This is a genomic window from Rhizobium sp. 007 (assembly GCF_015353075.1).
Taxonomy (GTDB): Bacteria; Pseudomonadota; Alphaproteobacteria; order Rhizobiales; family Rhizobiaceae; genus Rhizobium.
In genome coordinates, this window is sequence record NZ_CP064189.1 from 60,208 (window position 1) to 79,639 (window position 19,432).

General features: G+C 61.6%; 16 protein-coding genes and 7 pseudogenes. 18 read left to right on the forward strand and 5 right to left on the reverse strand.

All coding sequences use genetic code 11. The features are described from left to right. Positions 1-60: 60 nt before the first annotated feature. From ISN39_RS32100 to ISN39_RS32115, 4 genes and pseudogenes are all read left to right on the forward strand, one after another. Positions 61-2,203 (forward strand): annotated as a pseudogene (locus tag ISN39_RS32100) (helicase-related protein); the annotation flags it as partial. A 357-nt stretch (positions 2,204-2,560) separates the two neighbouring features. Next, positions 2,561-2,971: a hypothetical protein gene (locus ISN39_RS32105; protein ID WP_194732043.1), complete on the forward strand. Its 411-nt coding sequence runs from the start codon at positions 2,561-2,563 to the stop codon at positions 2,969-2,971. A gap of 123 nt (positions 2,972-3,094) precedes the next feature. Next, complete coding sequence (locus tag ISN39_RS32110; protein ID WP_194732044.1) at positions 3,095-3,709, forward strand: hypothetical protein; 615 nt, start codon at positions 3,095-3,097, stop codon at positions 3,707-3,709. 155 nt (positions 3,710-3,864) lie between these two features. After that, positions 3,865-4,323: a hypothetical protein gene (locus tag ISN39_RS32115; RefSeq protein WP_194732045.1), complete on the forward strand. Its 459-nt coding sequence runs from the start codon at positions 3,865-3,867 to the stop codon at positions 4,321-4,323. Between the two features lie 285 nt (positions 4,324-4,608). Here the strand turns inward: ISN39_RS32115 and ISN39_RS32120 are convergent, their stop codons facing one another. Then, a complete protein-coding gene (locus ISN39_RS32120) occupies positions 4,609-4,938 on the reverse strand; it encodes a hypothetical protein (protein ID WP_194732046.1) in 330 nt (109 codons plus the stop codon). Here ISN39_RS32120 and ISN39_RS32125 point away from each other — a divergent pair. After that, positions 4,921-5,139, forward strand: a complete 219-nt coding sequence (locus ISN39_RS32125) for a hypothetical protein (RefSeq protein WP_194732047.1) — start codon at positions 4,921-4,923, stop codon at positions 5,137-5,139. The two genes, ISN39_RS32120 and ISN39_RS32125, sit on opposite strands and share 18 nt — an antisense overlap. Positions 5,140-5,150: 11 nt before the next feature. On the opposite strand, the gene ISN39_RS32130 is transcribed toward ISN39_RS32125, so the two are convergent. From ISN39_RS32130 to ISN39_RS32145, 4 genes are all read right to left on the reverse strand, one after another. Next, positions 5,151-5,387, reverse strand: a complete 237-nt coding sequence (locus ISN39_RS32130) for a BrnA antitoxin family protein (RefSeq protein ID WP_194732048.1) — start codon at positions 5,385-5,387, stop codon at positions 5,151-5,153. Between the two features lie 32 nt (positions 5,388-5,419). Further along, entirely contained in the window at positions 5,420-5,695 is a 276-nt protein-coding gene (locus tag ISN39_RS32135) for a hypothetical protein (protein WP_194732049.1), read from the reverse strand. A gap of 263 nt (positions 5,696-5,958) precedes the next feature. Next, on the reverse strand, positions 5,959-6,339 hold the full coding sequence (locus ISN39_RS32140; RefSeq protein ID WP_194732050.1) for an XRE family transcriptional regulator: 381 nt from the start codon (positions 6,337-6,339) through the stop codon (positions 5,959-5,961). Next, positions 6,332-6,697 (reverse strand): type II toxin-antitoxin system RelE/ParE family toxin, encoded by a 366-nt coding sequence (locus ISN39_RS32145; RefSeq protein ID WP_194732217.1) that lies wholly within the window; start codon positions 6,695-6,697, stop codon positions 6,332-6,334. The genes ISN39_RS32140 and ISN39_RS32145 overlap by 8 nt, the downstream gene beginning before the upstream one ends. Positions 6,698-7,081: 384 nt before the next feature. Between ISN39_RS32145 and ISN39_RS32150 the strand changes: the two genes are divergently transcribed. The 13 genes and pseudogenes from ISN39_RS32150 to ISN39_RS32205 all read left to right on the forward strand — a co-directional run bounded on the left by ISN39_RS32150 (position 7,082) and on the right by ISN39_RS32205 (position 19,430). Next, a complete protein-coding gene (locus ISN39_RS32150; RefSeq protein WP_194732051.1) occupies positions 7,082-8,764 on the forward strand; it encodes a ParB N-terminal domain-containing protein in 1,683 nt (560 codons plus the stop codon). Positions 8,765-8,845: 81 nt separating this feature from the next. Continuing rightward, a complete protein-coding gene (locus ISN39_RS38060; protein WP_348652007.1) occupies positions 8,846-9,109 on the forward strand; it encodes a hypothetical protein in 264 nt (87 codons plus the stop codon). Further along, on the forward strand, positions 9,081-9,854 hold the full coding sequence (locus tag ISN39_RS38065; RefSeq protein WP_348652008.1) for a hypothetical protein: 774 nt from the start codon (positions 9,081-9,083) through the stop codon (positions 9,852-9,854). The genes ISN39_RS38060 and ISN39_RS38065 overlap by 29 nt, the downstream gene beginning before the upstream one ends. A gap of 486 nt (positions 9,855-10,340) precedes the next feature. Next, positions 10,341-10,587: pseudogene (locus ISN39_RS37000) on the forward strand (hypothetical protein); the annotation flags it as partial. Positions 10,588-10,919: 332 nt separating this feature from the next. Further along, positions 10,920-11,645, forward strand: a pseudogene (locus tag ISN39_RS32165) (ArdC-like ssDNA-binding domain-containing protein); the annotation flags it as partial. 163 nt (positions 11,646-11,808) lie between these two features. Next, positions 11,809-12,650: pseudogene (locus ISN39_RS32170) on the forward strand (site-specific integrase); the annotation flags it as partial. Between the two features lie 48 nt (positions 12,651-12,698). Further along, a pseudogene (locus ISN39_RS32175) lies at positions 12,699-13,790 on the forward strand (IS5 family transposase). After that, positions 13,787-14,131 (forward strand): hypothetical protein, encoded by a 345-nt coding sequence (locus tag ISN39_RS32180; protein ID WP_194732054.1) that lies wholly within the window; start codon positions 13,787-13,789, stop codon positions 14,129-14,131. The pseudogene ISN39_RS32175 and the gene ISN39_RS32180 overlap by 4 nt, the downstream one beginning before the upstream one ends. Then, positions 14,128-15,084: pseudogene (locus tag ISN39_RS32185) on the forward strand (hypothetical protein); the annotation flags it as partial. The gene ISN39_RS32180 and the pseudogene ISN39_RS32185, both read left to right, overlap by 4 nt. Next, positions 15,081-17,252: an integrase gene (locus ISN39_RS32190; RefSeq protein WP_194732055.1), complete on the forward strand. Its 2,172-nt coding sequence runs from the start codon at positions 15,081-15,083 to the stop codon at positions 17,250-17,252. The pseudogene ISN39_RS32185 and the gene ISN39_RS32190, both read left to right, overlap by 4 nt. A 209-nt stretch (positions 17,253-17,461) precedes the next feature. Continuing rightward, positions 17,462-18,340, forward strand: a complete 879-nt coding sequence (locus tag ISN39_RS32195; RefSeq protein ID WP_194732056.1) for a zincin-like metallopeptidase domain-containing protein — start codon at positions 17,462-17,464, stop codon at positions 18,338-18,340. An 81-nt stretch (positions 18,341-18,421) separates the two neighbouring features. Then, a pseudogene (locus ISN39_RS32200) lies at positions 18,422-18,818 on the forward strand (Chromate resistance protein ChrB). Positions 18,819-18,833: 15 nt separating this feature from the next. After that, positions 18,834-19,430 (forward strand): cation transporter, encoded by a 597-nt coding sequence (locus ISN39_RS32205; RefSeq protein WP_194732057.1) that lies wholly within the window; start codon positions 18,834-18,836, stop codon positions 19,428-19,430. The last annotated feature ends 2 nt before the right edge of the window (positions 19,431-19,432 follow it).

Below are 19,432 nucleotides of genomic sequence, written 5' to 3' on the forward strand. Positions count from 1 at the left end.
CTCCTGCTGTTGCAGCAGAAGCATAATAAAATGATGCCTACTTCAGTTCCAGGTGACTAGGACGAGCTGGAACTCTACGAGGATCTGCTCACCAAGGTCGATCGCGAGGACCGGCTGTCGCGGAAACGCATCGAGCGCATGAAGGAAGGGCACAAGGAGCGGCTCGAAGCGCTTGCCACTCGCAAGGACGACCTGCTGACCATCTCGGAGATCGGCATCGACCAGATCATCGTCGACGAGGCGCAGGAGTTCCGCAAGCTCTCCTTCGCCACCAACATGTCGACGCTGCGCGGCGTCGATCCCAACGGCTCGCAGCGTGCCTGGGACCTCTATGTGAAGTCCCGCTTCGTCGACACGAAAAACCCGGGCCGGGCGCTGGTGCTCGCCTCAGGCACGCCGATCACCAATACGCTCGGCGAAATGTTCACGGTCCAGCGGTTGATGGATGCGACCGCTCTATCAGGGCGCGGCCTGCACGAGTTCGACGCCTGGGCTTCGACCTTCGGCGACACCTCGACGGAGCTCGAGCTGCAGCCGTCAGGTAAATACAAGCCCGTCACGCGGTTCTCCCAGTTCGTCAATGTGCCGGAACTGATCGCCATGTTCCGCACCTTCGCCGACGTCGTATTGCCGGCCGATCTGAGGCAATATGTCAAAGTACCCTCAATTTCCGGGGGGCGCCGTCAAATCGTGACGGCGGAGGCGACCACGGCCTTCAAGACCTACCAACCAAAAGACGCTCGATGCCCGCATCAAGGCGATCGAGATGCGCAATGGGCCGGCGAAACCAGGTGATGACATTTTGCTGTCCGTCATCACCGACGGCCGGCACGCGGCGATCGATCTACGCCTCGTCGATCCCGAGATCGACAATGAGGCAGAGAACAAGCTCAATGCACTGGTCGCCAATACCTATCGCATCTGGCAGGCCACAGGCGCGGCCGAATATCGCCGTAAGGACGGCAAGCCGTTCGAACGATCCGGCGCCGGCCAGCTGATCTTCTCTGATCTCGGCACGATCTCCGTTGGAGGCGTCGCGCGGCTTTTCGGCCTATCGCTGGATCCGCGACGAGTTGATCCGACTGGGCGTGCCCGCCTCCGAGATCGCCTTCATGCAGGACTTCAAGAAGTCCCAGGCCAAGCAACGGCTCTTCAACGATTTCAATGCCGGCGAGGTACGGGTGCTGATCGGATCGTCTGAGACCATGGGAACGGGCGTCAATGTGCAGGCGCGGTTGAAGGCGCTGCATCACCTCGACGTGCCCTGGCTGCCGTCGCAGATCGAGCAACGTGAGGGCCGGATCGTCCGCCAGGGTAACCAGCATGACGAGATCGATATCTTCGCCTATGCCACGCTTGGCAGCCTCGATGCCACGATGTGGCAGAACAACGAGCGAAAGGCCCGGTTCATTGCGGCAGCCTTGTCCGGTGATACCTCGGTACGCCGGCTGGAGGATATGGGGGAGGGACAGGCAAACCAGTTTGCCATGGCGAAGGCGATTGCCTCGGGTGACCCCGCCTGATGCAGAAAGCCGGGCTCGAATCCGAGATCGCCAGGCTCGAGCGGCTCGAAGCCGCCCATATCGACGATCAGCATGCGATCCGCCGGCAGATCCGTGACGCCGAGCGTGAAATCGAGCTCTCCACGCGCAGGATCGTCGAGATCGGCGAAGATCTCAAGCGCCACCTGCCAACCGGTCGGCGATGAGTTCAATATGGTAGTTGGCACCGCGGAATATACCGAGCGCAAGCTCGCCGGACGGGCGCTCATGAAGGAGATCATCACCCGCGTGCAGATGCGCGACGGGGGCGAAACAGCTTTGGCCTCGATTGGAGGATTCGACCTGATCTATTCGGGCGAGCGCTTTGGCAAGGACGGCTACCGGTACACGGCGATGCTGCAGCGGACTGCCGGCGACTACGAGATCGAGCTGCCGGTGACGACAACGCCAATAGGGGCCGTCGCCCGGATCGAACACGCCCTGTCCGGCTTCGAGGCCCGAACGCGACGGCTATCGGCTCCGACTTGCCGATGGCGAGCGGCGTCTGGCGTCCTATCGCCCCGCGACTTGGAGAGACATTCGCTTTTGAGGCGGACCTCGAGCTCAAGCGGGAACGGCTGGCCGAGGTCGAGAAGGATCTGGCCGCGACGGAGATGGAGGACGCGGAAAGTGATATGCTAGCTGCGACAAAAGCTGCCTGAAGAAATCCGCAGAACCCCTTGTATGTGACGGTTCGATTTCATATCTCCCCGTCATCACCCGTTACCGATGGCATTCTGCATCGCCGCATGGCATGCGTTCGGTGCTGTCCGGGTCCAGAAGAGGCGCTCCCCGCAAGGGGGTCGAGCGCCTTTCTATTTTGTTGTTCGATGTACAAACAGACAGACATCAGGTTTCATAGCTTTAGGGTAAGCTCCTTCGACGCGCGGTGCAGATCGGTGACAACGACCCAATAGTCCGCGGACACGCGAACCAAAGCACTGAAAGGCCCGCGCAATCGCCTGTTGACAGAGTATCTCGCCCGGCCGAAAAGGTATCGGCTGTAAAGGAGATGATCGATGGCTGAAGAGAATAACACCGCCCCCGCTGTTGCCGTGGGCGTAGCGGCGCCGGTGGAGACACCCGCTGTGAAGAAAACGCGGGCACCTCGTCAGAAGAAGGCTGTTGCCGCGCCGGTGGTCGTTCCGTCGCAAGCTGCTGCCGCACCGGCGGAGTCCGTAAAGGCTGCCAGCGGCCGTGGCAGGAAGGCCAAATCGGTCGCTGCAAAGCCCGAGGTTGCAGGAAAAGCTACCATAGCCAAGCGCACGCCCAAGGCTGGTCTTCAGCCGCAAACGATTCCTGTCGCAGCGCTCGATGAGATTGAAGATCTGATCAGGCTGGAAGAAGAGAACCAGCGCCTTCGCAAGCTGCTAGCCGAAAAGCTGCGCAACGAAAACGCCGATCTGCGCAAGCGGCTCGATCGCGTCTGACGCGAACAGTGCTGTCGTTCTGCCTTTTGACAGCGGCAAGCATACCGATCCAAGAAATTTGGCAAGCGGGATCTGCAAGGATCTCGCAGCGCCGTTGCGCATTCAGTCAGGGGGTAAAGCACTATGAAGTCACCATGGCGATTTCTCGCGGACGTGACGTCGCGCCGTAAAACGCAATCGTCGCCGTTGGTTCCCCCGGCTTCAGACAAACCGGCCGAGGACCAGACAGGCGATCAGGACGTAGCGCCGGCGCTGTCGGCAACGATAGCGGAGCCGACTGATCATTTACTCGGAACGACAGACAGCGCCGCCGCCGCGTCGCCGGTTATGTCATCATCGGTGGTCAGTACCATAGTCGAACCGAGCGAAGTCGCCTCCCATTTGCCGTCGAATCGACCGGTTGACATAGTAAAGCCGGAAGTCGCGATCGAGCGACCAGATCCAACTCCGGTGGCAATAGCACCGGCAAACCTTGGCGATGTGGAAGCCCTGTCGAGCCCTAGCAAAAATCGGTCGAAGCGTATAAAGCCCAGTTCGGTTCAAGTCGTGACGCAGTCTCCGTCCAAGCCGAGCGACGACCGACAGGCCGCATCTCTTCCGGCGCAGCCTCTGACATTTCTTGAGGAGGTTGTTGTCCTCGATGAAGAAATCGCGGCGCTGAAGGCTGCCTTGGCGCTGAAGCTGAAACTGCAGAACGCTCAATTGAAAAAGATGCTCGAGCGCTTTGATATTCGATAGCCTGCCGGTCAGGCTGGTATGATCGGAATGAGATGAAGACCCCGCAGAGAAATTTCGTTGTCGAGATCAAGTCGAAGGGCCGCCGATCGGCAGTCCGGCAGGGATCCATCTGGGGCAGCACAGATCTGAAGGCATTTGCCCGTCAGGCAGCCAGCGTGGCGCCGCAGCTTTTCGAAAACGGGCAGAAAACTGAACCCGCCGTCGAAGACATTGTCGTCGCGCCTGCGGTGGAAAATGCGCCTGTTGCAGAGCCGGTCTTCACGCCGGTGGCTGAGACTTTTGAGGTAATCGCTGCGATCGCCGTTGCTACTGTGGAAGCGCGCTCAGAGCCTCAAGCGCTGGCCGCCGTCGAAGTCGTTGCAAAAGCCGCCGTCGCGACAAGAAAGCCCCGTCCATCGGGGATGATAGGCCGTCAGTCGCCAACTACGCCTAAAGGCGGCGACAAGGTCGGTACCTTAGTAACTTCCCATTTGGACGCTCCCAGCGAAGCTTCAATTGATGAATTGCCCTCCCTCGAAGCCGAAAATCGCCGATTGAAGACGCTTTTGGCTGATCGCCTTCGCCAACAGAATCTGCAGCTTCGAATGATGTTGCGCCGCTTCGGCGCTGCCTGAACTCGACGACATATCCTCGGGTTGACCCCGTCTTGACTGGCTCATTGTTTGGAAACCTTTTCGGTGGTGCGATAGCCTAATTGCTTCGCCGACCCGCTGCGCCTGATGAAGCGAAAAAGGGAAATGAGAATTGGCGTGTTCGCAGCCCGGTCCAACGATTGACGCTGCGCTCAAACGCGCCGGTCGTCTGAGGCCACCTCCTTTGCACGGCACTTGCGTCGTGTACGTCCGCAGACCAGGTCCGCAACGGCATCGTTTGCAGCCGCCGGTCCGGGATGCCGAGCGTCATATCGACGTCTCCAAGCGCAGAATCGTGAGATCGGCGAAGACATTGTGCGATATCTGCCGATCGCCGGCGATGAATTCAAGATGACGGTCAGGACCGCCGAACATGCCGAGAGGAAGCTTGCGGGACGCGCCTTGATGAAGGAAATCCTGACGCTCGTCCAGCTCCAGCAGGAAGGTGACGTCGTGGTAGCGACGATCGGCGGGTTGCGCTGGAATAATATCGCGGCGAGCGTTTCGGCCGGGACGGCTATCAGTATTCAACGATGCTGAAGCGGACCGGGGCCGGTCATCGTCACGCCGGGGGGCGCCGTGACGCGCCTCGAGCATGCTCTCTCGAACATGGAGGCGGAGCGTTTCGGCTACCGAAGGAGCGATGCCGAGCGGTGGCCCGTATCCTACCGACCGCGCCTCGGAGAGGCGTTTGCCTTCGTCGCCGAGCTTACTCGGAAGCGAGAGGAACTCGACGACATCGTACGCGATCTCGCCGCCACGCAGAACAAGGGTGCGGGTGAACGGGCGGCCGCGTGACCGCAGTCGGTTCAGTGATCGTCCTTCATGGCGGCACGCAGCGCATCGTTGATACGCTCCTGCCAGCCCGGACCCTCCGCCTGAAAATAGGCGAGCACGTCGCTGTCGAGTTTCAGGGAGACTTGCTCCTTGACATTCGGCAGCGCTCGCCGTTCGATGGCAGGCGCCGGCGCGACCTTCTTTGCCGGCTTAAACAATGCCTCCGCGGCGTCAAGCGGGTTGGCGGGGCGGCGGGGTGTTCGTGTCATGCTTCTCTCCAATGGCTCGGTGCAATCCGCAGTCAGACCGTGGCCTCATCAGCGGGCTCGTCGCTTGCTTGGACAATCGTTGCTTCCGACATTTCCGGACTGAAGTCGGAGGTGAGACCGAGGTTGCGCTTGCTGCGCGAACGGTGTGCCAGCAACGCATTATACCGATCGCGCATCTCATCGGCTTCGATGTCGCCGGCCACCCATAGCTCGACGATCGCCATGAACTCGGCGTCTGCGTCGACCGGCGCACCGCGGGCACTGGCCCGCGCAATCACCCGCTCGGCAATGGATCTGCGTGATGTCATGCTGTCCGGCTCCCGGCTTCGAATTCTGGCCTACCGAATATCAATCGCTGAAGATTCGTGCCACTTGAAATCCGCTGATACGGATCTCATCTAAAATCCACTCCCGTTCTGACGGCCTCTTGCTCGACCTCCGGTCGGAGCGTTCGATGCTGTCCGGGTCGAAAGGGCGCTCCCCGAAAGGGTCGAGCGCCCTTTTTGTTTTGATTGACCTGACGCCGGTCCGATGCCCTCGCGCTCAAGTCCAGTGACGACGGCGATTGAGCTCAGGCAGCGGAACGGTGTTTTTTTACCCGAGATCTTGACGTTCTTTGCTTCGACGCCGGCTCGGCGTCATCGTCGAACAAGGACGACAAGATCACCGGTTCCCGGTCAGGAAACCGGGCGACGAGTTCCAACGTACCGCCCATGGCACCGACATAGCCGCGCAAGGTCGACAAGAGCAGATCGCTTCGCTTTTCCAGCCGCGAGATATTTTCCTGCTTTACGCCAAGCGTTTCGGCCATGCGAACCTGGGTCAAATCCCGGGCTTTGCGGAGGTCCTGAAGTGTGCGGTATTCTTCCAGGCGTGCCTTGCCCAGGCGTTCGAGGCGTTCGCGACGCTCGGCCGGGAGATCCTGAAGAACGTCATCCAATGTTCTAGCCATTCTTTTTCTCCTTCATTGCATCGAGATGCTGCGCAAATCGCCTGTCGGCTTTCGCAATCATCACTTTGTAGAATCGCGCCTGGCTGACTCCCGACTTGTCGCCCGCCACCAGAAGGATGGCGCGGCGCTCCGGATCGAAAGCGTAGGCAAGGCGCCACACTCCATCCGCCGCCTTGAAACGCAACTCCTTCATATTCGCATGGGCCGAGCCCTTCAGCGTGTCGGCATAGGGGCGTCCGAGCTGCGGGCCGTAGGCCTTCAAGAGCGGCAATGCCACGAAGATCTCGTCCTGCACCTCTTCCGGCAGCGCGGAAAACTCCGGGTCGAACTCGTCGTGGAGCAGAACTGTCCAATCCATTGCCATTAAATATGATCTCGAAGTTATATGCTGTCAAGGTTCTAAAACTGAAAGTGTCATGTGCCGTGGGCTCGGTTTCTGCCACTGCCGTACATTAACGCCCGATCGGTGCGGCTGGGTTGTAACCCGGGAAGGATCAAAAGGGAAAGAAGAGAAGTCTTTCGCAGGCCGAGGCACCGGCTGACGCTGACGCTCAATCGCGACGATCGCGAGATCAGGCCCGCGGTCCGCGCAAGGCGGTGCGCCTCGCTTGCCCCGCAAACCGGCTGTGCTCCGTTGCAATTGCGACCGGATCCTCGGCCTGCGGTCCGGGAGATGTCTTCGAGATGAAGACAGGCAAGGACGGCGAACGGCGCCGTTCGAAAACTTCCAAAGGACACTCCCATGCATCTGATCTCAGTCGACCCCCGCGCTCTGAAGGAAAATCCCGACAAGACGCGCCGGTCCAAGTCATCGCCGCAGGCCGACGCCGTGCTGCTCGCATCCATCAGGGCGGTCGGCATCGTGCAGCCGCCCGTGATCGCTGCGGAGCGGGACGGTGGCAACGGCTTCGTCATCAATGCCGGTCACCGCCGGGTCGCGCAGGCAATCGCCGCGGACCTGCCGGAAATCTTCGTTCTCGTCGATGACGCCACTGACGATGGCGGTGCGATGCGCTCGGCGGTCGAAAACATCGCCCGCGAGCCGCTCAACCCCGTCGACCAGTGGCGCGCCATCGAGCGCCTCGTGGCGCTCGGCTGGACGGAGGAGTCGGTCGCTGCCGCCTTGGCTCTCTCGGTCCGCCAAATCCGTCGCCTGCGTCTGCTTGCCAACGTGTTTCCGGCCATGCTCGAACACATGGCACGCGGCGACATGCCGTCCGAGCAGCAGCTTCGCACCATTGCCGCAGCGGGCCACGACGAGCAGGCCGAGGTCTGGAAGAAGTACAAGCCGAAGAAGCAGGAGCATGCGTCCTGGTGGGAGATCGCCAGGGCGCTCACCAAGACCCGCATGCTTGCAAAGGACGCGAGCTTCGGCGACAACTTGGCCCAAGCCTACGGCATCGTCTGGCAGGAGGATCTCTTCGCGCCGGCTGACGAGGACAGCCGCTATACGACGGATATCGAGGCGTTCCTCGGCGCCCAGCAGGAATGGCTGTCGAACAATCTGCCGAAGCGCGGCGCCATCATCGAGGTCAACGATTGGGGCCAGCCGAAGCTGCCGGCGAAGGCGAGCCAGATCTACTCGAAGCCTGGGAAGGGCGACAACACCGGCTGGTACATCAGCCCGCGGGATGGTTCGGTCCAGTCGGTCGCCTATCGCCTGCCGGAGAACAAGACGGCGCTGGCATCTGGAGAGGCTGCGGAGGCTGATGCTGAAACTGTCGGGACCAAGCCGCGGCCGGACGTCACACAGAAGGGCCTCGACATGATCGGTGACCTCAGGACGGCGGCTCTCCACGAAGGGTTCGCGCGCGCGCCGATCGAGGACGATATGCTGCTCGCTCTCCTCATTCTCGCATTTGCCGGTGTCAACGTGACGATCGCGAGCGGATCATCGGACAATCCCTACGGTCATGCCGATTGCCGCAGGCATGCCGCCCGGCTGATCGATGAAGAAGGCGAGCTCTCCTTCGATCGCGACACACTGCAGCAGGTGGCGCGCTCGGTGCTGATCGACGTGATGTCGTGCCGCCGCAACCGGTCAGACAGCGGCATCGCCGCCCGTATTGCCGGCGAGGTGATCGGCGCCGATCAGTTCCTTCCCAACATCGCCACAGAAGAGTTCCTCTCATGCCTGTCGCGTTCGGCGCTTGAAGCCGCCGCGGACGCATCGGGTATTGCCGGCCGCATCAAGGTCAAGGACACGCGCACGGCCCTCATCGAGCATTTCGCGGAAGGCCGCTTCGTCCATCCCGCGGCGCTGATCGCGCCGCCTGTCGACGAGGTTGCTGGGTGGGCTACCCGATGCACCTCCAGCACGTCCGAGCCCGCGTCCGAGACGGAGGAGGACGAGGCGTCTCGCGGTCCCGAAACCGAGGCGGATGCGCTCGAGGAGGAGACCGAGTTCCGGGAAGCAGCCGAATAGGGCGTTCCATCGCACGTGTCATTCGCGCCGCTGGCATCATCCGGCGGCGTTTCCGTTTCCAACGATTGGACTGGAGAGAACATGTCCACCACATCACCACTATACGGCCGGACCCGAGACGGCATGCTCGTTGCGCGGGTCGGCGACCAGGTCTTTGCAACGCGTCCGCATGAGGGCGGGTTCCACCTCGTCAAAGCCTGGGGCTTGACCGGCACTCTGAATGATTGGACCGCGGCTGACTTCCACGATAACAGAAGGGATCCGGTCGACGAGGCTGAATTCAGGCGAACGGTCGAGGAATGGGCGGACCACCAGCGTGCAGCTGGTGCTCCTCGGCCGCCGTAGCATTGCCGCAAGGGCTTCGACCCCATGGGGGCTTTCGCAACATGCCGTCGCCTATGCCGATGGCACCGTCGTCCACAGCACCACAAGCCATGGCGGCTTCGCCCTGACAGCGGAGCGCAATGCCGGCGTACCCGTCCTTCTGCGGTCAAGCGACGGCTACTACGAAGAGGATTGCGCCTGGGCGGCCGTGGCGATCGCCTTTCCCGAGATTTTTACTGACCTCGAAAAACGCCACGCCGATGAAACGCTCCGGCACTACTATCCCGATGCTTGGGAGGAGATTCACGGCAAAATGCTGGAGGCTGGCCAGTCCCGCGGAAAGGACCGCCGACGGTTCGAACGGGAAAACGCCGATCGCTGGGTTGTTGTCTCCGCCGTGCTCTCCACTCACCGCCCGGGTTTCGTGGAATGTGTGGCGAGGCTCGGAGGTCGCCACGATGGCGAGCAGCGGCGCTACCTTGTGGCGGAGAGCTCTACAATATCGGCAACTTCGGCTTTGTCATCGACGAGGCCCGCGATGAGCGATATGCCGGGCCATCGAGCTTCATCGGCTGGAGCGCGCCATGAGGCACCCTCGAAGCCGCCATCCGTCGCCAAGCTGAAAACGCGCCGGCCGGATGTCAGTTTGGCCGGCGAGCGGCACACCGCGGTCCGGGACTGCCGAAGGCATGCAAGGCGATTGCCAATGCATGTTTTGCATGGCGCAGGCCGCGGTCTCTTGGCCACGCGGATGCCAAGCGCATGATGGTGGCGTTGCAGACCGCACCTGTCGAACCACCGCGGGGAGCTTTTCCAACACGAAGTGCGGGACTGAAGCTGCCGGGCGGGTTTACCTCCGAGTTCGGCGCGGTCTGAGAGGAGCTTTGGCGAGGGACCGCAGCGCGACGATGATATTCCCGCCGCGTTGGCCGAGTGTGCATGTCGAGCGGTTCATCCGGCGCAGCCCCTCGGTTCTGCTGCGGTCTGAACCGGACGGCAGCCCGGTCAAAGGCCGCGTTCCGCGCCGCGGGGCGGCAGGCTCGACGCTTGCTTCTTCGCAAGGCGTGGCCGCGTCCACTGCCGACCGCGGGTGCGGCCCGCATTCTCCGCAACCCCACCTTTCTCGCCTCGCATCGTCCTGACCTTGGGCCAGGCCGCTTCGCCAGTTCGTGTCGACCGCACCCGAGGGACAGCGCCGGACAAACGGCAGGCCCCGGGCTTCGCTCAACCAACACGGACAAGGACATTCATCATGGCATCGCTCAACCGTTCCGCCCCGAAAGCCCGCCCAGCCGCCCAGCGCACCACCACCCTCGAGATGGTCAGCCTGCCCGGACAGCGCGCAGGCACAACGCATCTCCGAGAGCTTCGGCCTGGCCGTCGTCGACAGCGACGGTATCCGTGAACTCCACCGTGCCCAGCTCATCGAAAGTGCTGCGGCACTGAAAGACGGTCTCGCCGAAAAGGCCATGCAGATCCACATGCAGCGCCTCGTCGGCTGGCCGCATCGCTGCAGATGTCCGCCTTCGAATGACCGGAAGGGGCGAAAGCCCTTCATCTCCGAAATAAGGCCGGTGCGCGGCGCGAACCGGCCTTTTGCCGTGTGGCTCGATGGGCCTTTGCCCATCACGGTTCGTCCCGGTTTGCGGTCTAGCCTCGCCCGGAGATGGACGGTCGCAACGGCAAGCCGTCCTCCACTGTCGTTTCGGCCCGCCTGCGATGATCGAACTATCAACCGGGATGCCAGCGGGTGCACCGCCTCCCGCCTCCGCTTCCTCGACCGCCGTGACGAACCGCGAAGGGCGCGGTTCGCAGGGTTGAGAGGAAGACCATGAAGAAGTCAGACAAGAATACCGGCGAACGTGCAGACATCTATGCACGCATCACTGACAAGATCGTTGCCGTGCTCGACGAGGGTGTGCGGCCATGGGTGCAGCCGTGGAGTACGAAGCATCTGAGCGGTCGCGTTTCGCGGCCCTTGCGCCATAATGGCGAGCCTTATTCGGGCATCAACGTGCTGCTGCTCTGGTCGGAGAGCATGGCACGCGGCTTTTCGTCATCGACATGGATGACGTTTCGCCAGGCATTGGAACTTGGCGCTTGTGTCCGCAAGGGTGAGACGGGCTCGACGGTGGTCTATGCCAACCGCATCAGCAAGACGGAAACCGACGGTGAGGGGCAGGAGGTCGAACGCGACATTCCCTTCCTCAAGGCCTATACCGTCTTCAATGTCGAGCAGATCGACGGTCTCCCCGAAACTTACGCCGTTCCGACTGAGGACAATACCGTGCGGTCCGTTGACAGGATAGGTCACGCCGATGCCTTCTTCGCGGCAACCGGCGCCGTCATCCGCCATGGTGGCGACAAGGCTTTCTATGCGCCTGGCCCGGACTACATCCAGATGCCTCCGATCGAAACGTTCCGGGATGTGGAAAGCTATTATGCAACGCTTGCCCATGAAGAAATTCACTGGGCCGGTGCACCCCATCGCCTTAATCGTGATCTTTCCAGATACGCGAAAGACCGGTCGGAGCGGGCCCGCGAAGAGCTGATCGCCTTATCTTGACAGTCTGCACCGACTCTCAGCGTTATGCTGACGTTGATGCACACGCTGACGGAGGCGCTTTCCAGGCCGGACGCAGCGCTCCCAAATAGCTGGCGGAGGCCGGCCTGGAGAGTGCCGGGCAAGTTGAACACCTTCGTTGATGCGGGGCTCCCGGATGGGGGTCTGGGGGAAGGTTGGACGACTATTGGACAACGTCGCTTCGGTTTCTAACATCATCATTCAGGAGCGCAGATCAGATGAAGGTCCTGATGCTTTCGTCCCGATGATACTCCGGGACGGAGCGCCTTACGATGCTGATCTCGACCGTTTCTTTCTCGACCTCCCTTTTAACGGGGTCCGCTCCCGCCATTCTCTGCGCGCCTATGGCTACGACGTGCTCGTCTGGCTCCGCTTTCTTTCTGAAGCCTGCGGCAAGACCGTATGGGAGGCCGACCGTCAGGATGTTATTGCGTATCACCGCGCCCGCCGTCGTCATGATGCCGCCCAGCGCATAGCAGCCAGTTCCTGGAATCGGGCGGTTGCCTGTCTCGACCGACTTTATCGGTGGGGCATTCAGGAAGGGCTGACCCGTCAGGCGCCGTTCACACATCGAGCTGTTTGGCGAAGGGCTATGGCGGGAGGCGTTCGCAGATGGTGGGCCGGAACGACGCCTATGAGCAGGCCGCGCGTCGATCAGACATCAGCTTCGTCACGCTTCAGGACTACCGGGTGTTCCGTGACGTCGGGCTCCGCACGCGGTTGGGAGACGGAAGCGAACGTCCAGGTGCCCGCGATCGCAACGGCCTTCGCAACGCGCTTTTCGCCGATCTCCTGGTCACCACGGGACTTAGGCTCGAAGAAGCCTCCTTCCTCTTTGCTTCCGACCTCGCCGCACTCCATCGCCCGGACGCTCCGGATCGACAAGCCTGGCTCGACCTGCCGGCGGCGCTCACCAAGGGTGATCGCGGGCGCCGTGTCCTGGTCCCTAGCAGGCTGTTGAAAAAGGCCCTGGCGTGGAGACTTTGGTCGTGATTCATTGGCTTTGTCGAGATTCGGAGTTGATGGATGCGCGGCGGCGATGTGAGGACGGGTCAACTCTTCAGTTATGTCGATCTGGAGGATCGTGTTCGTCGTGATCATCCGCTGCGGGCAATCCGGCAGATCGTGAAAGACGCGCTCGTTCTGCTGGAACGGGAGTTTGCAGCGCTCTATTCACCGATCGGGCGGCCATCGATCGCGCCTGAGAAGCTTCTGCGCGCCATGCTTTTGCAAGCCTTCTATTCGATCCGTTCTGAACGGCTTTTGATGGAGCGGCTGGAATACGACCTTCTGTTCCGCTGGTTCGTCGACATTGGCATTGACGATCCAGCTTGGAACCATTCGGTGTTTTCGAAGAACCGCGACCGTTTGCTGGAAGGCGACATCGCCGCGAAGTTCCTGGGTGCGATCCTGGCGCAGCCCAAGGTAAAGCGGCTGCTGTCAACGGACCACTTCTCTGTCGATGGCACGCTGATCGAAGCCTGGGCGTCGATGAAGAGCTTCAAGCCGAAGGACGGCTCGGGCGAACCACCATCGGATGGCGGTAGTAGGAATGCGGAAGCAGACTTTCATGGCGAAAGGCGTTCCAACGAGACGCATGCTTCAACGACCGACCCAGATGCAAGACTTTATAAGAAGGGTAAAGGCAAGGAGGCCAAGCTGTGCTTCATGGGGCACGGGCTGATGGAAAACCGCCATGGCCTGCTGGTCCATGCCTGCCTGACGGAGGCTAGCGGATATGCCGAACGGGTCGCGGCGCTGCACATGATCGAACCCTTCACTGAGCGGCCACAAGCGATCACGCTGGGTGCCGACAAGGCCTATGACACAAAAAACTTCGTCTAAGATTTGCGGTCGATGAAGGTGACGCCCCATGTGGCGCAGAACATCAATGGTCGCCGCTCGGCCATTGATGGGCGCACGACGCGCCATTCCGGCTATGGGATCAGCTTGCGCATCCGCAAGCGCATCGAGGAGGCGTTCGGCTGGATCAAAACCGTCGCGGGGCAGGACAAGACGAAGTTCCGTGGCCGCGACCGCGTCGGATGGGCCTTCACCTTCGCCGCCGCCGCCTATGATCTGGTACGGTTACCGAAACTGTTGGCGGTGTCGTCATGAGCGCGGCTTCAAACTGCCGCCTGATCGGCCGTTGGCGGATTGTAGAGGCCGATCTCTGGGATCGGGATTATCTCGACCTGGTCGAGCCCGCCACAATCACCATCGGGGCCAATGGACATGGCGAAATCGCCTTCGGTGCGATGCAAGCGAGCCTCGATCTCGGCTACAGCCCGTCCATGGTCTTCTTCAGATGGGGCGGAAGCGACGAAATGGACGAAGTCTCGGGTGACGGTCATGCCGAGTTACTCGATGATGGCGCGATCGAGATCACTTTCTCATACGAGAACGGAGACGAGGCCGTGCTGAAGGCCAAACCGGAGACTTCTTCAACAGCCTGCTAGAGATCGAGTGCTGCAAGACATTGGCGGTTGATTGTCTCCAAAATCCGAGCGCTGGAACGGTCGAGATCGCTTACGTCAAGCGTCGGGCGCGAGGCGCCGAGCACAAGCATCTCCGTGTTCGCGACGGAGGCATCGGGACCCCGGGAGGCCTTATTCGCAAACTGATCGAGCTTACTGCCTTCACCAGGCGGTTCGTTCGGAGCGACAGCCTTTGGGTCTATTATTATACGGGGCGGGCCCAGCTCCGTGCCGGCGTCGGTCATCCGCAAGAGATGGTCGATCGATGGGTGAGAAGCCACAACATAGTCGATGACGACGGTCGGCCGCTCTATCTGACCCTTTCGCGGCTGCGCAAGACGCACAAGGCGCTGTGGTATCTCAAAACCGAAGGCCATATGGCACGCTTTGCGGTGGGGCACACGCCTGAGGTCGCCGCTCGTCATTATGCCGATATCCCCTCATTGCGACCGCTCCATGAGGCGACGGTCGCCGATGCTCTATCGGAGGTCGTGGCGGCGGCCGAACCGATCATTCTCGGACCAGACGAGGAAGCCCGGTGGCGCAATGACGTCACCGCGGCCCCTGTTCAGCCTGATGTCGTGCCCGCTCTTCTTGATGGAGAGCAAGATGTCTGGCTCGCGGCCTGCTCAGGTTTCCATGACAGCCCTTTCGGCGAGCCCGGCTCACCGTGTCCACAGCCTTTCTGGGGATGCCTTGAGTGCCGTAACGCGGTCATCACTGCCCGGAAGCTGCCGGCGATCCTGGCTTTCCTCGACTTCATCGAGCAAGAGCGGAGCGGCCTTGCGGGGCCGGACTGGAACATCAAGTTTGGTCGCGCCCACGCTCGTATTACGCAGCAGGTGCTGCCGGCCTTCTCCGATACGCTGATTGCCCAGGCACGGATCGAGGCCGATGCCCAAGCGCTCTATCTCCCGCCGGAGGCGCGGCCATGATCATTATCGCCGCAGCCTCACATGATCATGCGTCGGGCGATCGCCCCACGCTAGCTTCCGCGCCTCTCAAGCCGGGGTTCGACCGCAACAGCCTCTCAAGATATGGCGACGCAAGTTGGGATCTCGGTCCTGCCGTGTTCAGAGAGAACGCCAGGCGCTGCCATGTAACGGTGCATTTTGGATCCGTCGAAGACCCAGGCACAAGGGAAGCCATTCGCGAGTTTCTCTATGCGCGTCTGAACGCCGACGTTCCCGGCCATCGCAAGAAGCTGCCACCTGCCAGTGTCCGGCAGGTCTTCAACCGAGCCCGCCGCTTCTTCGAGTTCGTTCACGCAGAACTCGGCGGGGTCGATCTTCGGCGCGTCGATCAGCCTCTGCTCGATCGTTATGCCCGACATCTCAAGGCCGATCGCGAGCGGCGTCCCGTTGTAAACAGCCAGTTGCTTGAAGTCGTCACCGATCTTCATGTCTACCGTGACTATCTACCTTCCGGTGGAATACGCTTCCCGCCATGGGGCGGTCGCCCACCGGCACGTGTCGCAGGGTACCGCTTCATGCGAGAGAATCTGACCCCACGCATTCCCGAGGCTATTATCGCCCCACTTCTGGCTTGGTCACTTCGGTATGTCACGGATTTTGCGCCCGATATCCTTACCGCGCGCGAAGAACTCCAGCGGCTCGAAGCGCACCGGGTTACGCTTATCCGGAATGATGCGGCGCTCGATCGCCAACAGCGCCGCGACCGGCAACGCGATCGCCTGCTGAGCTACTTCGACGGTCTGCGAAGTGCCGGTCGAGGAGTGCCCGTCTGGACGAAGGCGCACAACGGGATCGTGCTGCGCCATCCTGTGACCGGAGAAGTGTCGCCACCAATCAACTCGCATCTACTTCATCTCCACATTGGAATTGACGCTCAGTCCGAGAAGCGGATGCACGTTCAGCTTTCGAGCGGCGCGCCGGACCTAATCGATGCGGCGGTGCGGGAACTGGGTGTCGAAACCGGCGGCATGGACACGCCCATCTCCATTCTGCCCGAGACCGGCCGACCCTGGCGGCCACGCTTCGATAGCAAGACGCTCGCGCAAGAAGAGCGGATGTTGCAATCGGCGGCGTACATCCTTTGCGCCTACCTGACCGGTATGCGCGACTGCGAGGTGCAGGCGATGCAGCGTGGATGTTTGTCCATCGTTCGCAGCGAGGACGGCGTCATCATGCGCCATCGTGTCAGGTCGGTCGCTTACAAGGGCAAGTCCAGTCAGGGCGAGCCTGCCGAATGGGTGACGATCGAACCTGTCGCCCAAGCCATAGATGTGCTGGAACGCTTGTCATCCCGGATGGCAGCCGCGCGCGGGCTCACCACGCTGTGGCCTGTTCTGGCAGGAAAGTCCTACTGCAAGGATCACCTGTCGGCTGAGATCGTTCGCCAGCTCAACGGCTACCGCGACCATCTCAATGACCTGTTCGGAGCAGCCGAGAATCCTGTCGTTCCCGATGGCCCCGAAGGCGCGCCATGGCGGATCACCACAAGGCAGTTCCGCCGCACGATCGCCTGGCATATCGCCAACCGCCCGTTTGGCACCATTGCCGGGATGATCCAGTACAAGCATGCATCCGTCGCCACCTTCGAGGGTTATGCAGGTTCCAGCGCATCGGGATTCCGCGCTGAAGTCGAGAACCAACGCGCCTTGGGGCAGCTCGACGATTTGCTGACTTACTTCGATGAGCGCCAGACCGGATCGACCCTCTCTGGACCAGCGGCACCACGGATATCTAATGCGCTCGATACCGCGGCAGCCGAACTCGCCCCGCTTCCGGCCATGATTGCTGACCGGGCTCGACTGCGAACCATGCTCGCCAGCCTCGCACGAACGCTGCATGTCGGCGTGCTTGCCGATTGCTTCTTCGATCCGGGCACCGCGATTTGCCTCAAACAGGCGACGAAGAACGACGGCAAGATGCCACTGACCGCCCTTTGCCAGCCAACCCGCTGCCCCAATGCCTGCATCACCGCACGCCATCGGCCAGCATGGTCGCGCTCTGCGGAGGACGCCAAGACTTTGCTGAGGGAGAAGCGTCTGTCGCCTCTGCAACGGACCATCGTGAAGCAGGATCTCCAGCGGATCGAGGCGGTTCTTGGTGGCTTAGATCGTCGGACTGAGGCGGCGTAGCGGCTTTGTCTGCGGCCCACTGATCGGGTGTCCCGTCGGACCAACCCCGGCGTTCGGCGGAGCGCGCGATGTCAGGTCCGCCCGCGCAACGGCTGATCGCCGTCCTTCGCTCACGCTGCGGCTCTTCGAGTGCGCGGTCGGCCCTTGGGCCATCGCAGGTGGCTGCTCCGCCGCCGGGGATTGGCCCCGGCGGGACAGGAGTTCCGACCATGGACACGCAAGACCGCACCGACGTTTATACCCCCATCACCTCCGAGATCATTGCCGCCATCGAGGCCGGCGCCGGCGAATGGCGGATGCCCTGGCACCACGATGGAAGCTCGATTGCCCGCCCAACCAACATCTCTTCCGGAAAGGCCTACCGCGGCGTCAATACGCTCGCCCTCTGGATCGCCGCCCAGGCTCACGGCTTCGGAAGCGGCATCTGGGGCACATACAGGCAATGGCAGGCGCTCGACGCCCAGGTCCGCAAGGGCCAACGCGCAACGACCGTCGTGCTCTGGAAGGAGTTTGCCGCACGCAGTGACGATGATGTCGCCGGCGACGACGAGCACCCCCAGCGACGCCTCTTCGCGCGGGCCTTCTCGGTCTTCAACAGCTCTCAGGTCGAGGGCTTCGCGCCTCCCGCCGCTCCGATGCTGCCTGACTCTGAACAAATCCCGCATGCGGAGGCCTTCATCAGTGCGCTCGGCATCCCCGTTACCTTTGGCGCCGACGCTGCATACTACCGCATCGATCTCGACCACATCTTTATGCCGGACTTCAACGTCTTCCGCGACGCTGTCGCTCATGTCGGGACTTATGTCCATGAGGCTGCGCATGCCACGGGCGCCAAGCATCGGCTCGATCGTGACTTCACCAAACGCTTCACTCGCCAGACCTTGGCAGTCGAAGAACTGACCGCCGAACTTGCTGCAGCCTATATCCTGGCCGATCTGGGTCTGGCGCATCATCCGCGACCTGACCACGCAGCTTATGTGGCCTCCTGGCTCAAAGTGCTGAAGGACGACGCGCGGGCGATCTTCACCGCCGCGAGCAAAGCGCAGGCTGCCGCCGACTGGATGCACGCGCAACAGCCGCCGAGTTGAGCGCTATATCGCCTCCGGGCCTAGCGGCACTTCAGCGCTCGAACGATTGATTTGTAACAGCCGTAACTTTATGGTGCAGCCATGGCTACTTCATCCTGGCTGCTTTTGACCTACAAAGTCCCGCCCGAACCTGCCGCGAAGCGGGTCGCATTATGGCGCCGATTAAAGGGAATGGGTGCGGTGTATCTACAGAACGGGGTCTGCCTGCTCCCCAAGACCGACGATCACGTCCGCGGACTGAAGATGATTGAGAACGGCGTCCACGAGATGGCAGGGGAATCCGTGATTCTGGAAATGGTGGCGCTCGATCGATTCCAGGAAGAGAAGGTTATTGCCCGATTCAAATCTGACCGGGACGAGGCCTATCGGGAGTTCATCGACAAGTGCGGGGACTTCGAGGCGGAGATCGCCAAGCTGTGAGGCATTGCTCGACGCCTATGCCCAGCAGGTCTTCGACGCACACGATGAGAATCGCTAATTGGAGCCGGAAGGGATGGATACGTCTACACAGGATCGAGATTTGCGGCGGGTGGTCCGTCTAGTCGTCCTTCTCAATCTCGCCTACTTCGGCATCGAGTTCGCCGTCGCGCGCGCCATCGGCTCTGTCTCGCTGTTCGCCGATAGCGTGGACTTCCTCGAGGACGCCTCCGTCAACTTCCTCATCCTTGTGGCACTCGGGTGGTCTGCCCGTCGCCGCGCCAAGGTCGGAATGCTGCTTGCCGGCATTCTGCTCATTCCGGGCTTGGCAACACTCTGGACAGCGTGGGAAAAGTTCATGACGCCCAGCCCGCCCGAGGCGCTCGCGTTATCATTGACCGGCCTTGGCGCGCTTGCGGTCAATCTTACTTGCGCGATCATGCTGACGCGTTTCCGCCGGCACAGCGGTAGCCTCACGAAGGCTGCATTCCTCTCTGCACGCAATGACGCGCTGGCGAATATCGCGATCATCGCGGCCGGTCTCCTAACGGCATACACCCTGTCCGCATGGCCTGACCTGATCGTCGGGCTCGCCATTGCCGCCATGAACGCCGATGCGGCGCGAGAAGTCTGGGAAGCAGCCCGCGAGGAACATAAAATCGCTGAGACCTGATG

What these genes read in the sequence shown, in the direction of transcription:
- ISN39_RS32105 (WP_194732043.1), top strand. Translation starts at nt 2,561, where the DNA reads ATGGCTGAAGAGAATAACACCGCCCCCGCTGTTGCCGTGGGCGTAGCG.
- ISN39_RS32110 (WP_194732044.1), top strand. Translation starts at nt 3,095, where the DNA reads ATGAAGTCACCATGGCGATTTCTCGCGGACGTGACGTCGCGCCGTAAA.
- ISN39_RS32120 (WP_194732046.1), bottom strand. Translation starts at nt 4,938, where the DNA reads ATGCTCGAGGCGCGTCACGGCGCCCCCCGGCGTGACGATGACCGGCCC.
- ISN39_RS32130 (WP_194732048.1), bottom strand. Translation starts at nt 5,387, where the DNA reads ATGACACGAACACCCCGCCGCCCCGCCAACCCGCTTGACGCCGCGGAG.
- ISN39_RS32135 (WP_194732049.1), bottom strand. Translation starts at nt 5,695, where the DNA reads ATGACATCACGCAGATCCATTGCCGAGCGGGTGATTGCGCGGGCCAGT.
- ISN39_RS32140 (WP_194732050.1), bottom strand. Translation starts at nt 6,339, where the DNA reads ATGGCTAGAACATTGGATGACGTTCTTCAGGATCTCCCGGCCGAGCGT.
- ISN39_RS32145 (WP_194732217.1), bottom strand. Translation starts at nt 6,697, where the DNA reads ATGGATTGGACAGTTCTGCTCCACGACGAGTTCGACCCGGAGTTTTCC.
- ISN39_RS32150 (WP_194732051.1), top strand. Translation starts at nt 7,082, where the DNA reads ATGCATCTGATCTCAGTCGACCCCCGCGCTCTGAAGGAAAATCCCGAC.
- ISN39_RS38060 (WP_348652007.1), top strand. Translation starts at nt 8,846, where the DNA reads ATGTCCACCACATCACCACTATACGGCCGGACCCGAGACGGCATGCTC.
- ISN39_RS32180 (WP_194732054.1), top strand. Translation starts at nt 13,787, where the DNA reads ATGAGCGCGGCTTCAAACTGCCGCCTGATCGGCCGTTGGCGGATTGTA.
- ISN39_RS32190 (WP_194732055.1), top strand. Translation starts at nt 15,081, where the DNA reads ATGATCATTATCGCCGCAGCCTCACATGATCATGCGTCGGGCGATCGC.
- ISN39_RS32195 (WP_194732056.1), top strand. Translation starts at nt 17,462, where the DNA reads ATGGACACGCAAGACCGCACCGACGTTTATACCCCCATCACCTCCGAG.
- ISN39_RS32205 (WP_194732057.1), top strand. Translation starts at nt 18,834, where the DNA reads ATGGATACGTCTACACAGGATCGAGATTTGCGGCGGGTGGTCCGTCTA.